Genomic DNA, 21,471 nt, shown 5'->3' with positions numbered 1-21,471 from the left:
GCTCCGGCGGCGAAGACCGCCGGATGCGTACAGCCGTACGTTTACCTAAACTAAGCAACACAACTGCTCCGTCATGCGAGCAGAACAAGTGCTCCATGGTGCGCCGGGAAGTCTGGTCGGCATGTGTTCCGTCCTGCCCACCGACCGGAGGTCTCCCTCGTGACCGCGCCCCGCCCCACCACTCCCCGCAAGGTCCTCGGCCGGCTGTCGCTGCCCGAGCGGAACTATGTTGCGGACGCGCTGCGCACCGAGACCGTCGGTGGGGTGCTGCTCCTCGCCGCCGCGGTCACCGCGCTGCTCTGGGCGAACATCCCCGCCCTGCACGACAGCTACGAGAGCGTCTCCCACTATCACCTGGGCCCCGCCGCCCTCGGCCTCGACCTGTCCGTCGCGCACTGGGCCGCCGACGGGCTGCTGGCGATCTTCTTCTTCGTCGCCGGGATCGAGCTCAAGCGGGAACTCGTGGCGGGAGACCTGCGCGACCCGAGGGCCGCCGCGCTGCCGGTCGTCGCCGCGCTGTGCGGCATGGCGGTACCGGCCCTCGTCTACACGCTCACCACCGTCACCGGCGGCGGCTCCCTGGACGGCTGGGCCGTGCCGACGGCGACCGACATCGCGTTCGCGCTCGCCGTGCTCGCCGTGATCGGCACCTCCCTGCCGAGCGCGCTGCGGGCCTTCCTGCTCACGCTCGCCGTCGTCGACGACCTCTTCGCGATCCTGATCATCGCGGTGTTCTTCACCGCCGACCTGAACTTCGCCGCGCTCGGCGGTGCCGTCGCGGGCCTGGTGCTCTTCTGGCTGCTGCTGCGGACGGGGCTGCGCGGCTGGTACGTGTACGTGCCGTTGGGCCTCGTCGTCTGGGCGCTGATGTACAACAGCGGCATCCACGCCACCGTCGCCGGTGTCGCCATGGGCCTGATGCTGCGCTGCCACCGGTACGAGGGTGAGGACCGCTCCCCAGGCGAGCGCATCGAGCACCTCGTACGGCCTCTGTCGGCGGGCCTCGCGGTGCCGCTGTTCGCGCTGTTCAGTGCGGGCGTCGCGGTGTCCGGCGGAGCGCTCGCCGACGTGTTCACCAAGCCGGAGACCCTCGGTGTGGTCCTCGGTCTCGTCGTCGGCAAGGCGCTCGGCATCTTCGGCGGGACATGGCTGACGGCCCGTTTCACGAGGGCCTCGCTCAGCGACGACCTCGCCTGGGCGGACGTGTTCGCGGTGGCGACCCTCGCCGGCATCGGCTTCACCGTGTCGCTGCTCATCGGCGAACTCGCCTTCGACGGCGACGCGACGATGACGAACGAGGTGAAGGCGGCCGTCCTGCTGGGTTCGCTCATCGCCGCGACACTCGCGACCGTCCTGCTGAAGATCCGCAACGCCAAGTACCGACGACTGTGGGAGGACGAGGAGCGCGACGAGGACGCCGACGGCATCCCGGACGTGTACGAGCAGGACGATCCGGCGTACCACCTGCGGCTCGCCGCCGTCTACGAGCGCAAGGCAGCCGAACACCGCAGGATCGCCCAGGAGAAGGCAGCGGCGCGCCACGGGCTTGCCGAAGTACCGGGCGGGGCAGGCGATGACCACCACCGTCCGGCATGATCTGACGAGACGGTACAAAGACGGGACCGTACGCAGTCGGGCCGTACCCAGTCGGACGACTGCGGCGGGTCAGGAACAAGACGCGGAAAACGGACCGTACGCAGAAGAGGGAGACCCGCGATGAGCGCACCCGACGGCAGCCCGGTCGGCGCCGAACGCAGCATCGGCCAGCTGTTCGCCTCGGCGACGGCGGAAATGTCGGCGCTGGTGCACGACGAGATCGCGCTGGCGAAGGCTCAGCTCAAGCAGGACGTGAAGCGCGGCGCGACCAGCGGCGGCGCCTTCTCGGCGGCCGGCGCGGTGCTGATCTTCTCCCTGCCGATGCTGAACTTCGCGCTGGCGTACGGCATCCGCACCTGGAGCGACTGGAACCTCGCGGTCTGCTTCCTGCTGTCGTTCGCGGCGAACGTGCTGGTCGCCGGGGTGCTCGCGCTGATCGGCGTGGCCTTCGCGAAGAAGGCCAAGAAGAGCAAGGGCCCGCAGAAGGTCGCCGCGTCGATGAAGGAGACCGCGGTCGTGCTGCAGAAGGCCAAGCCGCACCCGCGGCCGGAGCTCGCGCAGGACCGGGTCCCCGAGGCCATCGAGGCTGTGGCACGCTCGTCGTCATGACGGACCCCGCCCCGCCCCCTGCTCAACCGGCTTCGGCCGTCCTCCTGGACGGCCCCTGGAGCCATCGCGACGTCGCCGCCAACGGCGCCCGCTTCCACATCGCCGAGCTGGGCGACGGGCCGCTGGTGCTGCTGCTGCACGGCTTCCCGCAGTTCTGGTGGACCTGGCGGCACCAGCTGGTGGCACTCGCCGACGCGGGCTTCCGGGCCGTCGCCATGGACCTCAGGGGCGTCGGAGGCAGCGACCGCACGCCGCGCGGCTACGACCCCGCCAACCTCGCGCTCGACGTCACCGGCGTCATCCGCTCCCTCGGCGAGCCCGATGCCGCGCTGGTCGGCCACGACCTGGGCGGATACCTCGCCTGGACGGCGGCGGCGATGCGCCCCAAGCTGGTGCGGCGCCTGGCGGTCGCGTCCATGCCGCACCCGCGGCGCTGGCGCTCGGCCATGCTGCGGGACGTCAAGCAGACCCGCGCCGGTTCACACATCTGGGGGTTCCAGCGGCCCTGGATCCCGGAGCGGCAGCTCACCGCCGACGACGGGGCGCTCGTGGCGGAGCTGATCCAGGAGTGGTCCGGGCCGCGCCCGCCCGAGGACGACGCGCTGCAGACGTACCGCCGCGCCATGTGCATCCCCTCCGCGGCGCACTGCGCGGTCGAGCCGTATCGCTGGATGGTGCGCTCCCTGGCCCGCCCGGACGGCATCCAGTTCAACCGCCGGATGAAGCGGCCGGTGCGGGTGCCGACGCTGCATCTGCACGGCTCGCTCGATCCCGTGATGCGCACCCGCAGCGCGGCCGGCTCCGGCGAGTACGTCGAAGCCCCCTACCGCTGGCGTCTGTTCGACGGCCTCGGGCACTTCCCGCACGAGGAGGACCCGGTCGCCTTCTCCTCGGAACTCATCAACTGGCTGCGGGATCCCGAACCCGACCGGTGACCGGCCGACCGCACCCGGTACCGGCTGGTGAACGCCTGTCCTACGAACGGCCAATTGCCTGGCGCATAGGCCAATTGGAGGCCCCGGGAGCGGTTATCGACCATGGGGCGGGGGCACACGTCGGGGTATGGGCTGGACGCACGACTACAGTGACGCAACCCGCAATCGCCGCTCGGCAGGCGGTGCGAACCCCCACCATCGAAGCGGCACACCGCAGATGGCGACCGCGGACCCCCGGGTCGGGATTCCGCGCATCCTCCGCCGCCGCGCCCGCTGGGTCTCCGTACGTCTTCGCCACACACGCGACTGAGGCATCACTCGCGCGAGTGACACCCCGACACCTGCCGCTCCGGGGCCACCGCTCCTAGAGGGCGCAGCTGTCGCTGCTCACCTGCCGGACGGCGGTGCGCCCCTTGGTGATGTCCTGCCGGATCTCGTCCATGGTCAGCGCGTAGCCCGTCGCGGCGTCGTCCAGCGACTTGGCGAAGACGACGCCGTAGACCTTGCCGTCGGGTGTGAGCAGGGGGCCGCCGGAGTTGCCCTGACGGACGGTCGCGTAGAGGGAGTAGACGTCGCGGCGGACCGTGCCGCGGTGGTAGATGTCCGGGCCGTTGGCCGTGATACGGCCGCGCACCCGGGCGGCGCGCACGTCGTACGCGCCGTTCTCCGGGAAGCCCGCGACGATCGCGCTGTCGCCGCTGCTCGCGTCCTTCTCGGTGAACCGCAGCACGGGCGCCTTCAGGTCCGGCACGTCGAGGACGGCGATGTCGCGCCGCCAGTCGTAGAGCACGACCTTGGCGTCGTACTTCCTGCCCTCTCCGCCTATCTGCACGGTCGGCTCGTCGACCCCGCCCACCACGTGCGCGTTGGTCATCACGCGCCGGTCGGAGAAGACGAAGCCGGTGCCCTCCAGGACCTTGCCGCAGCTCGGGGCCGTGCCCATGACCTTGACGATGGAGCGCTGGGCGCGGTCGGCCACGGGGCTGTTCGCGAGGGCCGGGTCGGGCGGCCGGACGTCGGTGATCGGCTCGTTCGAGAAGGGGCTGAAGACCTGCGGGAAGCCGTTCTGCGCGAGGACGGAGGAGAAGTCCGCGAACCAGGTGGCCGCCTGGTCCGGCAGGGCCTGCGAGACGCCGAGCAGGACCTTGGAGCTGCGGACCTCCTTGCCGACGGTCGGCAGCGTGGTGCCCGCGAGGGCGGAACCGATCAGCCAGGCGACCAGGAGCATCGCCACGACGTTGACCAGGGCGCCGCCGGTGGCGTCCAGGGCGCGGGCCGGGGACCAGGTGATGTACCGGCGCAGCTTGTTGCCGAGGTGGGTGGTGAGGGCCTGGCCGACGGATGCGCAGACGATGACGACGACGACCGCGACGACGGCGGCGGTCGTGCTCACCTCCGCGTTGTCGGTCAGCGCGTCCCAGATGACGGGCAGCACGTAGACCGCGACGAGGCCGCCACCCAGGAAGCCGATCACCGACAGGATGCCGACGACGAACCCCTGGCGGTACCCCACGACCGCGAACCACACGGCGGCGACCAGCAACAAGATGTCCAGCACGTTCACGGAGGCCACCCTGTCATGCGCGCCAGTCGAGGGGGACCTGCTTCTCGTGGTCCCAGGGCCGCTCCCAGCCCGCGAAGTGCAGCAGCCGGTCGATGATTCCGGCCGTGAAACCCCAGACAAGGGCTGATTCGACCAGAAATGCCGGACCCCGGTGGCCGCTGGGGTGGACGGTGGTCGCCCGGTTGGCCGGATCCGTGAGATCCGCCACGGGGACGGTGAAGACCCTGGCGGTCTCGTTCGGGTCGACGACTCCGACCGGGCTCGGCTCGCGCCACCAGCCCAGCACGGGCGTGACGACGAAGCCGCTGACCGGGATGTAGAGCCGCGGCAGGACGCCGAAGAGCTGGACGCCGGAAGGATCGAGGCCGGTCTCCTCCTCGGCCTCGCGCAGGGCGGCCCGCAGCGGGCCGTCGCCGCCGGGGTCGCCGTCCTCGGGGTCGAGGGCGCCACCCGGGAAGGAGGGCTGCCCGGCGTGCGAGCGCAGCGAGCTGGCGCGCTCCATGAGCAGCAGCTCCGGGCCGTGTGCGCCCTCGCCGAAGAGGACCAGCACGGCGGACTGCCGGCCCGCCCCGTCCTCCGGCGGCAGGAACCGGCTCAGCTGCCCCGGACGGACCGTCTCCACGGCGTGCACCACGGGGCCCAGCCAGCCGGGCAGCCCGTCCTTGCTCAGCGTCACCGGGCCACCCTGTGTGTCGCTCGCGCGCGTCATCGCCACCCCCGTCGTCCTGCCGCGTCCAACGCGCAACCGGCCTGAGATCGTTCCGCGAACCCCCGGGATCCCCTGAACGGGCGGCGCGCCCTGCCCGCCGGGGGGTGCGCCGGACGGCGCGGACGGCGCGCTGGACGGCTCGGGTGGTGCGCCGGTCGGTTCGGGTGGTGCGCCGGTCGGTTCGGGCGGCTCACCGGACGGTTCGGGCGGCTCATCCGGCCCCCAGTGGCGGCGCCGGTTTGCCACCCGCGTCCAGGTAGGCCTGTGGGGGGTTCAGACGCTGCCCGGGGAAGCCGCCCTTCTCGTACTTGAGGAGCTTCTTCGCCTTCTCCGGGTCGGTCTCGCCCTCGCCGTACGCCGGGCAGAGCGGAGCGATCGGGCAGGCGCCGCACGCGGGCTTGCGGGCGTGACAGATACGGCGGCCGTGCCAGATCACGTGGTGCGAGAGATCCGTCCAGTCGCTCTTCGGGAAGAGCGCGCCGACGGCGGCCTCGATCTTGTCGGGGTCGGTCTCGCCGGTCCACTGCCAGCGGCGCACCAGGCGCTGGAAGTGGGTGTCCACGGTGATACCGGGGCGGCCGAAGGCGTTGCCGAGCACGACGAACGCGGTCTTGCGTCCGACGCCGGGCAGCTTGACCAGGTCCTCCAGCCGGCCGGGAACCTCCCCGCCGAACTCCTCGACCAGGGCCTTCGACAGCCCTATGACCGACTTGGTCTTGGCCCGGAAGAAGCCGGTCGGGCGCAGGATCTCCTCGACCTCCTCGGGGTTGGCGGCGGCCAGGTCCTCCGGGGTGGGGTACGTGGCGAAGAGGGCGGGGGTCGTCTGATTGACGCGCAGGTCGGTCGTCTGGGCGGACAGGACCGTGGCGACGACCAGTTGGAAGGGGTCGGCGAAGTCCAGCTCGGGGTGCGCGTACGGAAAGACCTCCGCGAGCTCGCGGTTGATCCGGCGGGCCCGGCGGACCAGGGCGGTGGGCGACTCGTCGCCCGGCGGGTGGACGACGGCCTTGGCGGGGGCGGTGCCCTTGACGCGGGCCGTGGCCTTCTTCGGCGCGACCACCACCTTCTTGGCGGCGGGCGCCTTCCTCACGCCGGCACTCTTGGAAGCCCCCTTCGCGGCCTTCCCGGCGGCGGCCTTCCCGGCGGCGGACGTCCTGGACGCGGCCTTCTTCGCGGAGGCCGCCTTCTTCGCAGGGGCGGCCTTCTTCGCGGAGGCCGCCTTCTTCGCGGAGGCCGCCTTCTTCGCAGGGGCGGCCTTCTTCGCGGAGGCCGCCTTCTTCGCGGAGGCCGCCTTCTTCGCGGAGGCCGCCTTCTTCGCGGAGGCCGCCTTCTTGGTGGACCCCACCTTCTTCCCGGGCCCGGCCTGCTCCCCGGACGCCGCCTTCCTCACCGGTTCCGTCTTGTTCTCTTTCGCCGTTTTCCTACCGCCATCGGGGCTCTGTTCGCCCACAGCGGAATCGCGACGTACAACCACCCGCGCAGCCCCCTCGGCCTGTGCTCTCACCGGCGATTTGGACACCCGGCCAGCCTAAGGCCCGGCACCGACATCCGGCCCGGCCCCTGAAGATCGGCGCCCAATTGGACCCCTGCCGCGTACCCCGGGACACGTGTGCGGCATCCTTGTGACAGATCACACTGTTTGGACCGCCCGACAAAATGGGCACCACGGTCCCTCGGTACACGGGGGAGCAAGATCCCCTGAGCAGGTCGACAAGGAGAGAACTCGTGGACGACGTTCTGCGGCGCAATCCGCTCTTCGCGGCGCTCGATGACGAGCAGGCCGCGGAGCTCCGCGCCTCCATGAGTGAGGTGACCCTCGCCCGCGGTGACTCGCTGTTCCATGAGGGCGACCCCGGTGACCGCCTGTACGTGGTCACGGAGGGCAAGGTGAAGCTCCACCGCACGTCCCCCGACGGCCGCGAGAACATGCTGGCCGTGGTCGGCCCCGGTGAGCTCATCGGTGAGCTCTCGCTGTTCGACCCGGGCCCGCGCACCGCGACGGCCACGGCACTGACCGAGGTCAAGCTGCTCGGCCTCGGCCACGGCGACCTCCAGCCCTGGCTGAACGCCCGCCCGGAGGTGGCCACCGCGCTCCTGCGCGCCGTCGCGCGCCGACTGCGCAAGACCAACGACGCGATGTCCGACCTCGTCTTCTCGGACGTCCCGGGCCGCGTCGCCCGCGCTCTGCTCGACCTGTCGCGCCGGTTCGGCGTGCAGTCCGAGGAGGGCATCCACGTCGTGCACGACCTCACGCAGGAGGAGCTGGCCCAGTTGGTCGGCGCGTCCCGCGAGACGGTCAACAAGGCCCTCGCGGACTTCGCCCAGCGCGGCTGGCTCCGCCTGGAGGCCCGCGCGGTGATCCTCCTGGACGTGGAGCGCCTCGCCAAGCGCTCCCGCTGACGCGCACCCTGCCCTACGACGTCGGGCCCCGTCTCCTCACGAGACGGGGCCCGACGTCGTCAGAAGGGGAACCTGCCGCGCTGCCGGCTCTCCTGTCGCAGCGGGCTCTAGATGAGCCCGTGTTCCTCCAGGTAGTCCATCTGCGCCCGTACCGACAGTTCCGCCGCCGGCCACAGGGAGCGGTCCACGTCGGCGTAGACGTGGGCGACGACCTGCGCGGGGGTGCGGTAGCCGTCCTCCACGGCCGTCTCGACCTGGGCGAGGCGGGTGGCGCGGTGCGCGAGGTAGTACTCGACGACGCCCTGTGCGTCCTCCAGGACCGGGCCGTGGCCCGGCAGGACCGTCTGGACGCCGTCGTCGACCGACAGGGAGCGCAGCCGGCGCAGGGAGTCCAGGTAGTCGCCGAGGCGGCCGTCGGGGTGGGCCACGACCGTCGTGCCGCGGCCGAGGACCGTGTCGCCGGTGAGGACCGCCCGGTCGGCCGGGAGGTGGAAGGAGAGGGAGTCCGCGGTGTGGCCGGGGGTCGGTACGACACGCAGTTCCAGCCCGCCGGTGGTGATCACGTCTCCGGCGGCCAGACCCTCGTCGCCCAGGCGCAGGGCCGGGTCGAGGGCACGCACGCGCGTGCCGGTCAGTTCGGCGAACCGGGCGGCGCCCTCCGCGTGGTCGGGGTGGCCGTGGGTCAGCAGGGTGAGGGCGACGCGCTTGCCGGCCTGCTCGGCCGTGGCGACGACCCGGCGCAGGTGCGCGTCGTCCAGCGGCCCCGGGTCGACCACCACGGCCAGGTCCGAATCCGGCTCGGAGACGATCCAGGTGTTGGTGCCGTCCAGCGTCATGGCCGACGCGTTGGGGGCCAGCACGTTGACGGCCCGCGCGGTGGCGGGCCCCGAGAGGACCCCGCCGCGGGGCTGGCCGGGAAGGGCGCTTGCGTCCGTCATGCGGTGGCTCCACCGGTCGGGATGTGCTTGGTGAACTCGTCGTGGCCCGGCCAGGAGAGCACGAGCTCCCCGTCCACCAGGCGGGCGGTGGCCAGGACCGGCGTGAGGTCACGCCCCTGGGCCGCGTCGAGTGCCCCGGCGGCCGTGTCGTACGCCGTCAGCTGGCGCAGGGTCGCGATCGTCGGCGGCATCATCAGCAGCTCGCCCTTGTCGTACCCGGCCGCGGCCTCGCTCGGGGCGATCCACACCGTGCGGTCGGCCTCCGTGGAGGCGTTGCGGGTGCGCTGTCCCTCGGGGAGCGCGGCCACGAAGAACCAGGTGTCGTAGCGGCGGGCCTCGAACTCCGGGGTGATCCAGCGGGTCCAGGCGCCCAGCAGGTCGGAGCGCAGGACCAGGCCGCGGCGGTCCAGGAACTCCGCGAAGGACAGGTCCCGGGCGACCAGGGCGGCCCGGTCGGCCTCCCAGCCGGCTCCCGTGGTGTCAGTGACGACCGAGTCGTGGGCCGGCCCGGCGAGCAGCACGCCCGCCTCCTCGTACGTCTCGCGCACGGCCGCGCAGACGATCGCCTGGGCCGCCGTCTCGTCGACGCCGAGCCGGTCGGCCCACCACGCGCGCGTGGGGCCCGCCCAGCGGACCTGGTGGTCGTCGTCGCGCGGGTCGACACCGCCGCCCGGATACGCGTACGCGCCTCCGGCGAAGGCCATGGAGGCGCGTCTGCGCAGCATGTGGACGGCGGGGCCGCTGCCGGTGTCCTTCAGGAGCATGACGGTGGCCGCGCGCTTGGGAGTCACCGGGGTGAGGGTGCCGGCCGCGAGTGCGCGGATGCGGTCCGGCCACTCCGGGGGGTACCACTGACCGTTCGCCATGGGCGCGAGGCTATCCCGTGACGGGCGGATGTTCGAGTGGCCCCCGGGGACGGATTCCGCAGCTGGGACCCGCTGAAGAGCCCGCTGAAGGGCCCGCTGACGCGCCCGAGGGGAGTTACGCGAGTTCCACCTGGATCTCGACCTCGACCGGCGCGTCCAGCGGCAGCACCGCGACGCCCACGGCACTGCGCGCGTGCACGCCCTTGTCGCCGAGGACCTCGCCGAGCAGCTCGCTCGCGCCGTTCAGCACCGCGGGCTGGCCCGTGAAGTCCGAGGCCGAGGCCACGAAACCGACGACCTTCACCACGCGCGCGATGCGGTCCAGGTCACCGGCGACGGACTTGACGGCGGCCAGGGCGTTCAGAGCGCACGTGCGTGCCAGCTCCTTGGCCTCCTCCGCCGTGACCTCCGCACCGACCTTGCCGGTGACCGGAAGCTTGCCCTCCACCATCGGGAGCTGCCCGGCGGTGTAGACGTACGGGCCGGACTGCACGGCCGGCTGGTAGGCGGCGAGCGGCGGGACCACGTCGGGCAGGCTCAGGCCGAGCTCGGCGAGCTTCGCCTCGACGGCGCCCACTACTGCTTCTCCCGCTTCAGGTAGGCCACGAGCTGCTCGGGGTTGTTCGGCCCGGGCACGACCTGGACGAGCTCCCAGCCGTCCTCGCCCCAGGTGTCCAGAATCTGCTTCGTGGCGTGGACGAGCAGCGGCACAGTCGAGTATTCCCACTTGGTCATGCGGCCGACTCTAGCCCCTGGCGGGCGGGGGCCACGCGGCCACCACCGCACCGGTTGTCCACAGCCTCCCGCGTAGCCCGGGCGCGGACTGGTTAGGCTCGAATACGTGAGCAGGCTCCAGGTCGTCAGCGGCAAGGGCGGTACCGGCAAGACCACGGTGGCCGCGGCCCTAGCGCTGGCCCTGGCCACGGAGGGGAAGCGGACGCTTCTCGTCGAGGTCGAGGGCCGTCAGGGCATCGCGCAGCTCTTCGAAACGGAGGCGCTGCCTTATGAGGAACGGAAAATCGCGGTAGCACCCGGGGGCGGGGAGGTGTATGCCCTCGCCATCGACCCCGAACTGGCCCTTCTGGACTACCTCCAGATGTTCTACAAGCTGGGCAGCGCAGGACGGGCCCTGAAGAAGCTCGGCGCGATCGACTTCGCCACCACCATCGCGCCCGGCCTCAGGGACGTCCTCCTGACCGGCAAGGCGTGCGAGGCGGTGCGCCGCAAGGAGCGCAGCGGGCGGTTCGTCTACGACTACGTCGTCATGGACGCCCCGCCGACCGGCCGGATCACGCGCTTTCTGAACGTGAACGACGAGGTCGCCGGCCTCGCCAAGATCGGCCCGATACACAATCAGGCGCAGGCCGTGATGCGGGTGCTGAAGTCGCCGGAGACGGCGGTGCACCTGGTGACGCTGCTGGAGGAGATGCCCGTCCAGGAGACCGTGGACGGCATCGCCGAGCTGCGGTCGGCCCGGCTGCCGGTGGGGCGGATCATCGTGAACATGGTCCGGCCGGAGGTGCTGGACGAGACGGACCTGGAACTCCTGCGGACGGTCCCGCGTTCCACTGTCGCGCGGTCCCTGTCGTCCGCGGGCCTCGGCGGGGCGCGGCGCGGCGGGCACGCCGAGCGGCTGGTGGCCCCGCTGCTCACGCAGGCCGAGGAGTACGCCGAGCGGTACACGCTGGAGCACGAGCAGCGAGCGGTCCTGTCCGAGCTGGGCCTGCAGCTGCACGAACTGCCGCTGTTCGCCGAGGGCATGGACCTGGCGGGGCTGTACGAGCTGGCCCGCGAGCTGCGCGAGCAGGGCGTGTCATGAGCCGGCGCGGGCAGGCACGTGAGCGGGGCGTGTCATGAGCCGGCACGGACGGGGCACGCGAGCAGCGCGCGTCACGCGCCAGGCCGGACGGGGCACGCGTGCGGCGCGCGTCACGCGCCAGGACAGACAGGCAAGGCCCGTCATGAGTCGGAAGCAGGGGATGTCATGAGTCGTCCGGACCCGGCCCACACCCACGATCCGGCCCGCCCGCACCTCGCCCCCGCGCGCCTGCTCGACGTCGACCCGTTGCTGGAGGACCCGAAGACCCGGATCGTGGTGTGCTGCGGTTCGGGCGGGGTCGGCAAGACGACGACCGCGGCGGCGCTGGGGCTGCGCGCGGCCGAGCGGGGCCGCAAGGTGGTCGTCCTGACCATCGACCCGGCCCGCAGGCTGGCCCAGTCCATGGGCATCGACTCCCTGGACAACACCCCGCGCCGGGTGAAGGGCATCGACGACGCGGCGGGCGGCGAGCTGCACGCGATGATGCTCGACATGAAGCGCACCTTCGACGAGATCGTCGAGGCGCACGCGGACCCCGAGCGGGCGGCCGCCATCCTGGGCAACCCCTTCTACCAGTCGCTCTCGGCGGGCTTCGCGGGCACGCAGGAGTACATGGCGATGGAGAAGCTCGGGCAGCTGCGTGCCCGGGACGCATGGGACCTGATCGTCGTCGACACCCCGCCGTCCCGTTCGGCGCTGGACTTCCTGGACGCGCCCAAGCGGCTCGGCTCGTTCCTGGACGGCCGGCTGATCCGGCTGCTGACCGCGCCCGCGAAGCTGGGCGGCCGGGCCGGGATGAAGTTCCTGAACGTCGGGATGTCGATGATGACCGGCACCCTCGGCAAGCTGCTCGGCGGTCAGCTCCTCAAGGACGTCCAGACGTTCGTGTCCGCGATGGACACCACCTTCGGCGGCTTCCGCACCCGCGCGGACGCGACGTACAAGCTGCTCCAGGCGCCCGGCACGGCGTTCCTCGTGGTCGCCGCCCCGGAGCGGGACGCGCTGCGCGAGGCGGCCTACTTCGTGGAGCGGCTGGCCGCGGAGGACATGCCGCTGGCGGGCCTGGTGCTCAACCGGGTCCACGGCAGCGGCGCCGACGGGCTGTCGGCCGAGCGGGCGCTCGCCGCTGCGGAAAATCTTGAAGAGCCCCGCATTGTGGATCAGGAGGACGGGAAAGCACTACTTCGTAACTCCCAAGACGCACAGGACAGTTCAGACTCTCCCACGCCCGGAACACCAGCTCGTGCAACGGCTCCCGAAGGTGGCTCCCCCACCGATGACGTCGAGGACACCGAGCAGACCGGGGACAACGGGGACGCGGAGCACACGGAAGACCCCGAGCGGTCCGTCGAGCAGCTCACGGCAGGCCTGCTGAGGCTGCACGCCGACCGCATGCAGCTGCTCTCCCGTGAGCAGCGCACGCGTGACCGCTTCACCGCGCTCCACCCCGAGGTGGCCGTGACGGAAGTGGCCGCGCTGCCCGGGGACGTGCACGACCTCGCGGGACTGCGCGAGATCGGCGACCGGCTCGCGGCCGACGAGCGTGAGCTTCCCGATCCCGCCGACCTTCCGGAACCGCCCGAGGCGAGTGCCTGAGCGGGCGGGTCAGCCGGCTGCGGGACTCGTCGGCCCCGGCGGCGAGGGTTCGTGCCAGGGCCCGGGAGTCCCCGAGGGGAACTCCGTGGGAATTCCTCAGCTCACCGCAGCGAAGTTCTCGTAGATCTCGTCGTCGTCGAGGGGCAGCACACCGCACCCCCGCTCGTACTCCGTGCGCGCCGTCTCCAGCAGCCGGCGCCAGGAGGTCACCGTGGGACGCCTGCGCAGCAGTGCGCGGCGCTCCCGCTCCGTCATGCCTCCCCACACACCGAACTCGACGCGGTTGTCGAGCGCGTCGGCCAGGCACTCCGTGCGCACCGGGCAGCCGGTGCACACCGCCTTGGCCCTGTTCTGCGCTGCTCCTTGAACGAACAGTTCATCCGGATCGGTAGTGCGGCAGGCCGCCTGCGCACTCCAGTCGACTACCCAGCCCATACCGGCGCCGTCCTCTCCCGAATCGAGGCTCCCCCACGGCGGCAGCGGCATATTCACCGCCGCCAGTTGAGGACGTTACGGAAGGCGGGCACAGCGCAACACCCCCAGCGGGCCCAATCTTGAATGGCCCGAACGGACTATGGGTAAGCGGCAGATCACCCGGAGGAGTGAGCTGGCGACATACGTAACTTTCCCGGCAAACCAGGACAGTTCAGTTGCGTCACAACGGACGCCGTATGACACACAAGGCGGATTCGGACACGACCCCGACAAAAAAGTCGGGGAACACCCAGAACGATTCGGGGTCGCCGGACGTATTGATACGTGGCCTCACTGCTGTGACAGTTGAGAGCAGCTTAGGCCAAGGCCTATACGCCTGTCCGGCGAATGAGAACGTAGGCTGCCCTCATGCCAAAGAAGCGCTCGGGCGGTGGTCTGTCTCCCACGCAGCAGGCCGCCAAGTTCCTCGGTGTCAGTGTCCTCGCGGGAGCCGTGCTGGCCGGCATCGCACTGCCCGCCGTGGGCGCGCTGGGCCTGGCGGCCAAGGGATCGGTCGAGAGCTTCGACGAGCTCCCGGTCAGCATGAAGACCCCGCCGCTGAGTCAGCGCACCACGATCCTCGACGCCGACGGCGGCCAGATCGCCACGGTCTACTCGCGCGACCGCACGGTGGTCCCCCTCAAGGACATCTCGCCGTACATGCAGAAGGCGATCGTCGCCATCGAGGACTCGCGCTTCTACCAGCACGGCGCCGTCGACCTGAAGGGCGTCCTGCGCGCCCTCGACAAGAACGCGCGCAGCGGTGAGGTCTCCCAGGGCGCCTCGACGCTGACGCAGCAGTACGTGAAGAACGTCTTCGTCGAGGAGGCGGGCGACGACCCGACGAAGGTCGCGCAGGCCACCCAGCAGACCATCGGCCGCAAGATCCGCGAGCTCAAGTACGCGATCCAGGTCGAGGAGGAGCTGGGCAAGAAGAAGATCCTCGAGAACTACCTGAACATCACGTTCTTCGGCCAGCAGGCCTACGGCGTCGAGGCCGCCGCCCAGCGCTACTTCTCCAAGTCCGCCAAGGACCTCACCCTGGCGCAGTCGGCCCTGCTCGCCGGCATCGTCCAGTCGCCCAGCCGGTACGACCCGGTCAACGACGAGACGGAGGCCACCAAGCGCCGCAACACCGTGCTCCAGCGCATGGCCGCCGTCGGCGACATCTCCTCCGCGCAGGCCGCCGACGCCATGAAGGCACCGCTCGGCCTCAAGGTCAGCAAGCCCAAGAACGGCTGCATCACCGCCGTCAAGGGCGCGGGTTTCTTCTGCGACTACGTGCGCGAGGTCTTCCTGACCGACCCGGTCTTCGGCAAGACCAAGGAGCAGCGCGCGAAGATCTGGAACCAGGGCGGCCTCACCATCCGCACGACGCTGGACCCGCAGTCGCAGAACGCCGCACAGCGGTCCATCAAGAGGCACGTCTACAAGAGCGACGAGGTGGCCACCGCCGCCACGATCGTCAAGCCCGGCACCGGCAAGATCCTCGCCATGGGCCAGTCGCGTCCGTACGGCTTCAAGAAGAACGAGACGCAGATCAACCTCTCCGTCGACCAGTCGATGGGCGGCGGCATGGGCTACCAGCCCGGTTCGACGTTCAAGCCGATCGTGGCGGCGGCGGCCCTCGAGGACGGCATGCCGGCGAACAAGGTGTACTCCTCGCCCTACCGGATGGCGTACCCGAGCCCGGTCTCGGCCTGCGACGGCAAGCGGTGGGTGAACGACCCCAACGACCCGGCGAAGCTGCAGAACGAGAACTCCTCCGAGGTCGGCCCGTACGACATGCGGGAGGCGACCGCCAAGTCGGTCAACACCTACTACGTGCAGATGATCAGCGACATCGGCATCTGCCCGGTGACGACGATGGCGAAGAAGATGGGCGTCGTGCGGGCCGACGGCGACAAGATGCCGCAGGTGCCCTCGATCGCCCTCGGCACCCAGGAGATGTCGCCGCTGACCATGGCGAACGCGTACGCGACCTTCGCCTCGCGGGGCATGTACTGCACGCCGGTCGCCATCGAGTCGGTCAGCCGCCGGGTCGGTGACAAGACGACGTCGCTCGAGGTGCCGAAGTCGACATGCTCGCGCGCGATGTCGGAGAACACTGCCGACACCATCAACGCGCTGCTGAAGGGCGTCGTCGAGGACGGTACGGGCAAGAAGGCCGGTCTCGGCAGCCGACCCAGCGCCGGCAAGACCGGTACGACGGACGAGCGCTACGCGGCCTGGTTCGTGGGTTACACGCCGAACATGGCCGGTGCGGTCTGGGTCGGCGACCCGGCGCACAAGCGCAAGATGTCCGGCATCACCATCGGCGGCCGGTCGTACGGCAAGGTGTTCGGTGGCGAGGTCCCCGGTCCGATCTGGGGCGACATGATGTCCGGCGCGCTGGAGGGCAGGCCCGTCGAGGACTTCAACACCGTGCACATCCCCGACAGCAAGCCGCGGGACCGCGGTGACGGGGACGAGAACGGCGGCGGCCGTGGCGACGGCGGCAACGGTGGCGACGACGGCTTCATCGGCGGTCTGGTCGGCGGCAACAACAACGGCGGAGGCGGCGGCGAGACCTTCCCGACGCCCTCGTTCTCCATCCCGGAGGGCTTCTTCCGGGGGCAGGGCAACGGCGGCGGCAACGGAAACGGCGGCAGGTTCGGCTGAGCCGGCGGTGTGACGGAACGGGGACGGCCCCTTCTTACCCGGGTGGGTGGGAGGGGCCGTCTGCGTTGCGTGGTGCGTGGTGCGTGGTCCGGCGTCGTCTGTGGCCCTCGTCGTCTGTGGCCCTCGTCGTCCGTGGGCCGGTCAGCCGGTCAGCCGGTCAGCCGGTCAGCCGGTCAGCCGGTCAGCCGGTCAGCCGGTCAGCCGGTCAGCCGGTCAGCCGGTCAAATGGTCAGCCGGTTCAGCCGGTCGCAGCACGGTGGCCGCTGGGCGCCGGCTCCGCGGCGGAGGAGGCCGGGGGCCTCGGGGCCGATGAGCAGGTCAGCCGGCCAGCAGCTTCTTCACCGCGGCGGCGACGCGGCCGCCCTCGGCCTGTCCGGCCACCTTCGGGTTCACGATCTTCATGACCGCGCCCATGGCCCGCGGCCCCTCGGCACCGGCGGCCTTCGCCTCCTCGACCGCCTGGGTGACGATCTGCTGGAGCTGCTCGTCCGACAGCTGCTGCGGCAGGTACGTGGCGAGGACCTCGCCCTCCGCCTTCTCCCGCTCGGCCTGCTCGGCGCGACCGCCCTGGGCGAAGGCGTCGGCCGCCTCACGCCGCTTCTTCGCCTCCCGGGTGATCACCTTCTGGACCTCGTCGTCGGAGAGCTCGCGCTTCTCCTTGCCCGCGACCTCCTCCTTGGTGATCGCGGCGAGCGTCAGCCGGAGCGTCGAGGAGCGCAGCTCGTCGCGCTCCTTGATCGCAACGTTGAGGTCATCCTGCAGCTTCGACTTGAGCGTGGTCATGCGGTCGATTGTCGCAGGTCCGCAAGGAACGGCGCCCTCGATTTAGGGGGCCGTGTCCGAAGGGCCGGTGCGATCAGGGGATTTCGGGCACCGCCCGGCACGGACCACGGCCGGGGTCTGACACGATGGTCGTATGCGCGCGCGATACGGAGTCCCCCTGGGAATCGCGGCGGCTGGCGCCGCCGGTCTGGTGTACGCGGCGGGCTTCGAGGCCCGCTCCTTCCGCCTCCGCCGGGTCACCGTCCCGGTTCTGCCGCCGGGAATGCGCCCCCTGCGCGTGCTCCAGGTCTCCGACATCCACATGGTCGGCGGCCAGCGCAAGAAGCAGCGCTGGCTGCGGTCCCTGGCGGGTCTGCGCCCCGACTTCGTGATCAACACGGGCGACAACCTCTCCGACCCGGAGGGCGTCCCGGAGGTACTGGACGCGCTCGGCCCCCTGATGGAGTTCCCCGGCGCGTACGTCTTCGGCTCCAACGACTACTACGGCCCGAAGCTGCGCAATCCCGGCCGCTACCTGCTCGAGAAGGCCCAGGGCCGCCACGGGCTCAACGGCAACGCGCCGGCCGAGGGCGTGGTGCACAACCCGTGGGAGGACCTGCGGGACGGTTTCGACGCGGCGGGCTGGCTCAACCTGACCAACACGCGCGGCGAGCTCAAGCTCGAGGGCGGTTCGGTGGAGCTCACGGGCCTGGACGACCCGCACATCAAGCGGGACCGCTACGCGCAGGTGGCGGGCGGTCCGTCCGAGTCGGCGGACTTCTCGATGGGCGTGGTCCACGCCCCCTACCTGCGCAGTCTGGACGCCTTCACGGCCGACGCCTACCCCCTCGTCCTGGCCGGCCACACCCACGGCGGTCAGCTGTGCATCCCCTTCTACGGCGCCCTGGTCACCAACTGCGACCTGGACACGGAGCGGGTGAAGGGCCTGTCCACGCACACGGCGGAGGGCCGTACGTCGTACCTGCACGTGTCGGCGGGCTGCGGCACGAACCGCTACACACCGGTACGGTTCGCGTGCCCGCCGGAGGCGACGTTGCTGACGCTGGTCGGGCGCGAGGCGGCCGGGAGGTAGGGCCCGGCAGGGGAGGTGCCGGGACGGGGGCGGCATCGTCCCGGGTGGGGCTGACCCCGCCCCGTCCCGGGTGGGGGTAACCCGCACAGCCCCGCCCACATCGCCCCCTATGTCCGTTTCTGCCAGCGTGGGGGCATGACCGCCCCGATACCCCGGGACATCCCGGACCTCCCAGCGATACCGTCCCCGCCGGCGCTGAAGCCCGCTCCCGTTCCCGCCACGGCCGTCGTCACGCCGGTCCGCCGCCCCGCGGCCGCGGCCTTCCGCCTGCTGGTCGCCCTCGTGGCGACCGGGGGCGTGGCACTGGAACTCCTCCTCGGCGACCCGTCCCGGGCCCTGAGCTACTTCGTGATCCAGAGCAACCTGCTGTTGGCCCTGGTCATGACCCTCTCGGCCCGCCGCGCCTGGACGGCCAGACGTCCCCTGCCGGGTGCGGTGACGGGCGCGACGCTGCTCTACGTCGTGATCGCCGCTCTGGTGCACCACCTGCTGCTGGCGAACGAGGCGAGCCCGTTCTCCCTCACGGGCGAGGCGGCCACGCCGAAGGGCTGGCATGCCCTCTCCCACGGCGTCCTGAACACGGTGACGCCGATCGCGGCAGTAGTGGACTGGCTCCTGCTCACGTCCCCCGGCCGCATGCACCTCCGCCAGGCCAGCACCTGGCTCCTCTATCCGATGGCCTACCTGGCCTTCTGCCTCACCCGGGGCGAGCTGCTCCTCCCGGGCACCCCCGACCGCTACCTCTACCCCTTCCTGGACGTCGGCCAGGACGGCTTCAAGCGGGTGCTCGGCAACGCCCTCCTCCTGGGCCTCTCCTTCTACGCCCTGGCCGTCCTCCTCGTGGCCCTCGACCACGCCCGCCCGAACCCCATCCGCCACCGCGGCAAAACCGGATTTCGTCTCTAGCCACGGGTGGGCTAAAGTAAACGTCGTCGCCGCGAGAGCAGCGACATCGGGGTGTAGCGCAGCTTGGCAGCGCGCTTCGTTCGGGACGAAGAGGTCGTGGGTTCAAATCCCGCCACCCCGACAGTGAAGTACCAGGTCAGTGGCCTGATCCGCATCGCGGGTCGGGCCCCTGAGTGGTTCCGGGGGTCGTTTTGGGAGCCGTTTGGGAGCCAAGTTCGGGATCCGGCTCCCCGGCGGCTCCCGGATTCCTTGCGCCGAGCCCATCGACCGGCTGCGGCCGTCGAACTCCTCCGACATCCTCTGCCAGTCGCCAGTTCTTCTGTCGCTCAGCCTCCCGGTGGGTCCGGAGGGGTGTGCTCAAACGCATGCCGTCGGCCCTGCGATCTCGGCAACCATCAGCAGCAAGAGTCAGATCTTGGGCTGCATGCGAGGCCACGTCGGCAGTACTCCGACAGCGACGTCGATACCGATCAACGCTCGCGATAGCGCGCGAAGACGCGAGAGCGCTCCTGTTCCCAGGTCCACTCCGCGGCCGTCCGATAGAACGGCGCCCCTTTGGCCAACTCGAAGAACTGGCCGGCGGGCCTGCCGGTTGCCTTGAGGATCACGATGGACGAGAGCATCGGCTCAAGCCCCTGACTGTCTCGGCGGCAGGCGTCACCCAGCAAGAGGCTGATGATCAGGCCGCGGTAATGGACATTGTGCCCCTTGGCCTTCAGTTCTTCGCTAAGGGACTTGTACCAGCCGTCGGTACGACCCTCTCGTGCCCAGCGCCGAAGGATTTCCATCGTCCCGTCCAGCGCAGACAGGTACTCGGCATCGCCCTGCTTCATCCGAACCCCCACCCCCTCTCGGCAACTCCCCCACAGTATCCGGGACATGTGCACCAGCTCGCCGTTGTCCAGCTCGTACAGCTGCCACTCGACACGGAACGTACCAGGTCGGACGAACTCCGTTTCGAGGCCGACGATTTCGCCCCAGCGCTTGCCCGTGTAGCCCTAGAGGACCACGGCAACGAACTCGTTGTCGCGGCCGGACAGCAGGGCCGCTCGCTCGGCGGTCAGGAGGATGCCGAGCGCGTCGGTGACGACCTTCTCCGGACCACGGTCCCGCGAGCGGCCGGCGCGCTTGCCGCGCCCACGCCGCCTGGCGGCCGGGTTGGAGATGATCAGGCCCTCGTCGATCGCGTCCTCGAAGATCAAGTGGAGCGTCGAGCGCCAGATCTTGACGCTGGAGGCCGCGTAGACCGCCTTCTCCTTCTTCTCCCACAGGTCGACGTCCGTGCGGAGGATGCCGGCGAGTGCCTTGTCCTCGAACTCGGGGAGCAGGTGCTCCTCGATGTGGCGCTTGCAGTTCTGCATGGTGGAGGCGGCCAGATCCTGGGCCTCGTACCAGCGGTTCGCGTACTCGCCGAAGGTCTCCTGGCCGAGTGCCGGGTCGCGCCAGTCGCCGCGCCGGTACTTGTTTTCTGCCTCGGCACGTCTCGTTGGGCCGCAACAGGCAACGTCGGCACGAAGCCATTGACCCCACCGTGTCCGGGCGCCATCTGGGAGTCGACCCGCTCCCCATGCCCCCTCGAAATCACCGCACCTCAACGCCACTACGATCGCCGGTCATGGACTGGCTGGAGCGTGCCGCGAAGCTGAGGCAGTGGAGCAGAAGCGGGACCCGCGCTCCGCACAAGCCGCTGCTGTTCCTGTACGCGCTCGGGCGTTTCCAGCGGGACGCCGACGGTGAACTGCGGTACAGCGCGGTGGAGGACGACCTCGGACGGCTGCTGGCCGAGTACGGTCCGCCCAACAGAACGACACCCGCCTACCCGTTCCACCATCTGGTGAGCGATGGCGTGTGGGAGGTGCGCACCGATCGCGGACCGGGCAGCCCCGGCAGTCGCGTGAAGGAGCTGCGGGAGATCGGAGCCGCAGGGCGGCTGACGCCGGAACTACGGGCGGCGCTGCGGCGCGAGCCGTCGTTGCTCGGCCGGATGGCACGGGTCCTGCTCGACCTGAACTTCCCGCCCTCGCTCCACGGCGACCTGTGCGAAGCCGTCGGCCTGGAGCTGGAGCCGACGGAGAGCGAACAGTTCTCGGCCGTGCGCGGGCGGCGGGATCCCCGGATGCGGGAGCAGGTCCTGACGGCATACGAGTACCAGTGCGCCTTCTGCGGCTACGACGGCAGGATCGGCGCGGTGCCGGTCGGGCTGGAGGCCGCGCATGTGCGCTGGTGGGCGTTCGACGGCCCTGACGACGTCGACAACGGCCTGTGCCTGTGCTCGCTTCACCACAAGCTCTTCGACAAGGGCGTCCTCGGCATCGGTGACAGTCACCGCATCCTGGTCTCGCAGCGCTTCGTCGGCCACAGCCCCGCCGCCCGCGAGCACGTCATGGCGCTCGCCGGCCGCCCGCTCATCGGACCTCAACCGGGTGCCAGGCCCGTCGCGGCGGTCCACCGCTCCTGGCACACCAGCCAGGTCTTCCACGGCAGCCCACGCCCCGCCCCGGCCGCCTGATCGCCGAGCGCCTATCACGTGACCCGCTGGTAAG

Annotated in this window: 21 protein-coding genes, 1 tRNA gene and 1 pseudogene; 12 read left to right on the top strand and 11 right to left on the bottom strand. The window is 70.8% G+C overall.

What is annotated here, in order from left to right:
- Positions 1 to 159 precede the first annotated feature (159 nt).
- From nhaA to ACFCXS_RS24960, 4 genes are all read left to right on the top strand, one after another.
- Positions 160 to 1,596, top strand: coding sequence for a Na+/H+ antiporter NhaA (gene nhaA, locus ACFCXS_RS24975; protein ID WP_376645546.1), 1,437 nt, complete (start codon positions 160 to 162; stop codon positions 1,594 to 1,596).
- Between the two features lie 120 nt (positions 1,597 to 1,716).
- Complete coding sequence (locus ACFCXS_RS24970; protein WP_376645545.1) at positions 1,717 to 2,205, top strand: phage holin family protein; 489 nt, start codon at positions 1,717 to 1,719, stop codon at positions 2,203 to 2,205.
- Complete coding sequence (locus ACFCXS_RS24965) at positions 2,202 to 3,140, top strand: alpha/beta fold hydrolase (protein WP_376645544.1); 939 nt, start codon at positions 2,202 to 2,204, stop codon at positions 3,138 to 3,140. Before ACFCXS_RS24970 ends, ACFCXS_RS24965 begins: the two co-directional genes overlap by 4 nt.
- A 127-nt stretch (positions 3,141 to 3,267) precedes the next feature.
- Positions 3,268 to 3,450 carry a hypothetical protein gene (locus ACFCXS_RS24960; RefSeq protein ID WP_376645543.1) on the top strand — a complete coding sequence of 61 codons (183 nt, stop codon included), beginning with the start codon at positions 3,268 to 3,270 and terminating at the stop codon, positions 3,448 to 3,450.
- Positions 3,451 to 3,504: 54 nt separating this feature from the next.
- Here the strand turns inward: ACFCXS_RS24960 and ACFCXS_RS24955 are convergent, their stop codons facing one another.
- The 3 genes from ACFCXS_RS24955 to nth form a co-directional block, all read right to left on the bottom strand.
- Positions 3,505 to 4,704 carry a MarP family serine protease gene (locus ACFCXS_RS24955; protein ID WP_376645542.1) on the bottom strand — a complete coding sequence of 400 codons (1,200 nt, stop codon included), beginning with the start codon at positions 4,702 to 4,704 and terminating at the stop codon, positions 3,505 to 3,507.
- A 13-nt stretch (positions 4,705 to 4,717) separates the two neighbouring features.
- Entirely contained in the window at positions 4,718 to 5,413 is a 696-nt protein-coding gene (locus ACFCXS_RS24950; RefSeq protein ID WP_376645541.1) for an NUDIX hydrolase, read from the bottom strand.
- A gap of 211 nt (positions 5,414 to 5,624) precedes the next feature.
- Complete coding sequence (nth, locus tag ACFCXS_RS24945) at positions 5,625 to 6,758, bottom strand: endonuclease III (RefSeq protein WP_376645584.1); 1,134 nt, start codon at positions 6,756 to 6,758, stop codon at positions 5,625 to 5,627.
- Positions 6,759 to 7,138: 380 nt separating this feature from the next.
- Between nth and ACFCXS_RS24940 the strand changes: the two genes are divergently transcribed.
- On the top strand, positions 7,139 to 7,813 hold the full coding sequence (locus tag ACFCXS_RS24940) for a Crp/Fnr family transcriptional regulator (protein WP_010031945.1): 675 nt from the start codon (positions 7,139 to 7,141) through the stop codon (positions 7,811 to 7,813).
- 107 nt (positions 7,814 to 7,920) lie between these two features.
- Here the strand turns inward: ACFCXS_RS24940 and ACFCXS_RS24935 are convergent, their stop codons facing one another.
- The 4 genes from ACFCXS_RS24935 to ACFCXS_RS24920 all read right to left on the bottom strand — a co-directional run bounded on the left by ACFCXS_RS24935 (position 7,921) and on the right by ACFCXS_RS24920 (position 10,352).
- Positions 7,921 to 8,751: an MBL fold metallo-hydrolase gene (locus ACFCXS_RS24935; protein ID WP_376645540.1), complete on the bottom strand. Its 831-nt coding sequence runs from the start codon at positions 8,749 to 8,751 to the stop codon at positions 7,921 to 7,923.
- Positions 8,748 to 9,617: an NUDIX hydrolase gene (locus tag ACFCXS_RS24930; protein ID WP_376645539.1), complete on the bottom strand. Its 870-nt coding sequence runs from the start codon at positions 9,615 to 9,617 to the stop codon at positions 8,748 to 8,750. Before ACFCXS_RS24930 ends, ACFCXS_RS24935 begins: the two co-directional genes overlap by 4 nt.
- A gap of 115 nt (positions 9,618 to 9,732) precedes the next feature.
- Positions 9,733 to 10,194 carry a RidA family protein gene (locus tag ACFCXS_RS24925; RefSeq protein ID WP_053669671.1) on the bottom strand — a complete coding sequence of 154 codons (462 nt, stop codon included), beginning with the start codon at positions 10,192 to 10,194 and terminating at the stop codon, positions 9,733 to 9,735.
- Complete coding sequence (locus tag ACFCXS_RS24920) at positions 10,194 to 10,352, bottom strand: DUF4177 domain-containing protein (RefSeq protein ID WP_097218487.1); 159 nt, start codon at positions 10,350 to 10,352, stop codon at positions 10,194 to 10,196. Before ACFCXS_RS24920 ends, ACFCXS_RS24925 begins: the two co-directional genes overlap by 1 nt.
- A 106-nt stretch (positions 10,353 to 10,458) precedes the next feature.
- Between ACFCXS_RS24920 and ACFCXS_RS24915 the strand changes: the two genes are divergently transcribed.
- Positions 10,459 to 11,436, top strand: coding sequence for an ArsA family ATPase (locus ACFCXS_RS24915; protein ID WP_376645538.1), 978 nt, complete (start codon positions 10,459 to 10,461; stop codon positions 11,434 to 11,436).
- Between the two features lie 165 nt (positions 11,437 to 11,601).
- Positions 11,602 to 13,032, top strand: a complete 1,431-nt coding sequence (locus tag ACFCXS_RS24910; protein ID WP_376645537.1) for an ArsA family ATPase — start codon at positions 11,602 to 11,604, stop codon at positions 13,030 to 13,032.
- Positions 13,033 to 13,128: 96 nt separating this feature from the next.
- On the opposite strand, the gene wblA is transcribed toward ACFCXS_RS24910, so the two are convergent.
- Positions 13,129 to 13,467, bottom strand: coding sequence for a transcriptional regulator WblA (gene wblA / locus ACFCXS_RS24905; protein WP_376645536.1), 339 nt, complete (start codon positions 13,465 to 13,467; stop codon positions 13,129 to 13,131).
- Between the two features lie 408 nt (positions 13,468 to 13,875).
- Between wblA and ACFCXS_RS24900 the strand changes: the two genes are divergently transcribed.
- Entirely contained in the window at positions 13,876 to 16,167 is a 2,292-nt protein-coding gene (locus ACFCXS_RS24900) for a transglycosylase domain-containing protein (RefSeq protein ID WP_376645535.1), read from the top strand.
- Between the two features lie 318 nt (positions 16,168 to 16,485).
- Here ACFCXS_RS24900 and ACFCXS_RS24895 read toward each other — a convergent pair whose 3' ends face one another.
- Positions 16,486 to 16,950, bottom strand: coding sequence for a GatB/YqeY domain-containing protein (locus tag ACFCXS_RS24895; protein WP_376645534.1), 465 nt, complete (start codon positions 16,948 to 16,950; stop codon positions 16,486 to 16,488).
- Positions 16,951 to 17,083: 133 nt separating this feature from the next.
- On the opposite strand from ACFCXS_RS24895, the gene ACFCXS_RS24890 reads away from it, so the two are divergent.
- The 3 genes from ACFCXS_RS24890 (at position 17,084) to ACFCXS_RS24880 (ending at position 19,049) form a co-directional block, all read left to right on the top strand.
- A complete protein-coding gene (locus tag ACFCXS_RS24890; protein ID WP_376645533.1) occupies positions 17,084 to 18,022 on the top strand; it encodes a metallophosphoesterase in 939 nt (312 codons plus the stop codon).
- A 135-nt stretch (positions 18,023 to 18,157) separates the two neighbouring features.
- Entirely contained in the window at positions 18,158 to 18,928 is a 771-nt protein-coding gene (locus ACFCXS_RS24885; RefSeq protein WP_376645532.1) for a Pr6Pr family membrane protein, read from the top strand.
- A gap of 47 nt (positions 18,929 to 18,975) precedes the next feature.
- Positions 18,976 to 19,049: transfer RNA gene (locus ACFCXS_RS24880), tRNA-Pro, on the top strand.
- Between the two features lie 349 nt (positions 19,050 to 19,398).
- On the opposite strand, the gene ACFCXS_RS24875 is transcribed toward ACFCXS_RS24880, so the two are convergent.
- Together ACFCXS_RS24875 and ACFCXS_RS24870 are read right to left on the bottom strand one after the other, a co-directional pair.
- Positions 19,399 to 19,761 carry a hypothetical protein gene (locus ACFCXS_RS24875; RefSeq protein WP_027734931.1) on the bottom strand — a complete coding sequence of 121 codons (363 nt, stop codon included), beginning with the start codon at positions 19,759 to 19,761 and terminating at the stop codon, positions 19,399 to 19,401.
- Positions 19,762 to 19,812: 51 nt separating this feature from the next.
- Positions 19,813 to 20,535: pseudogene (locus ACFCXS_RS24870) on the bottom strand (hypothetical protein); the annotation flags it as partial.
- Between the two features lie 8 nt (positions 20,536 to 20,543).
- Here ACFCXS_RS24870 and ACFCXS_RS24865 point away from each other — a divergent pair.
- The gene (locus ACFCXS_RS24865; RefSeq protein WP_376645531.1) at positions 20,544 to 21,437 is read left to right on the top strand and encodes a phosphorothioated DNA-binding restriction endonuclease; all 894 of its coding nucleotides are present in this window, start codon (positions 20,544 to 20,546) and stop codon (positions 21,435 to 21,437) included.
- The last annotated feature ends 34 nt before the right edge of the window (positions 21,438 to 21,471 follow it).

Origin of the sequence: Streptomyces sp. NPDC056373 (assembly GCF_042262425.1) — a bacterium.
Classification (GTDB): Bacteria; Actinomycetota; Actinomycetes; order Streptomycetales; family Streptomycetaceae; genus Streptomyces.
This window is presented reverse-complemented; position numbering and strand designations above follow the sequence as displayed.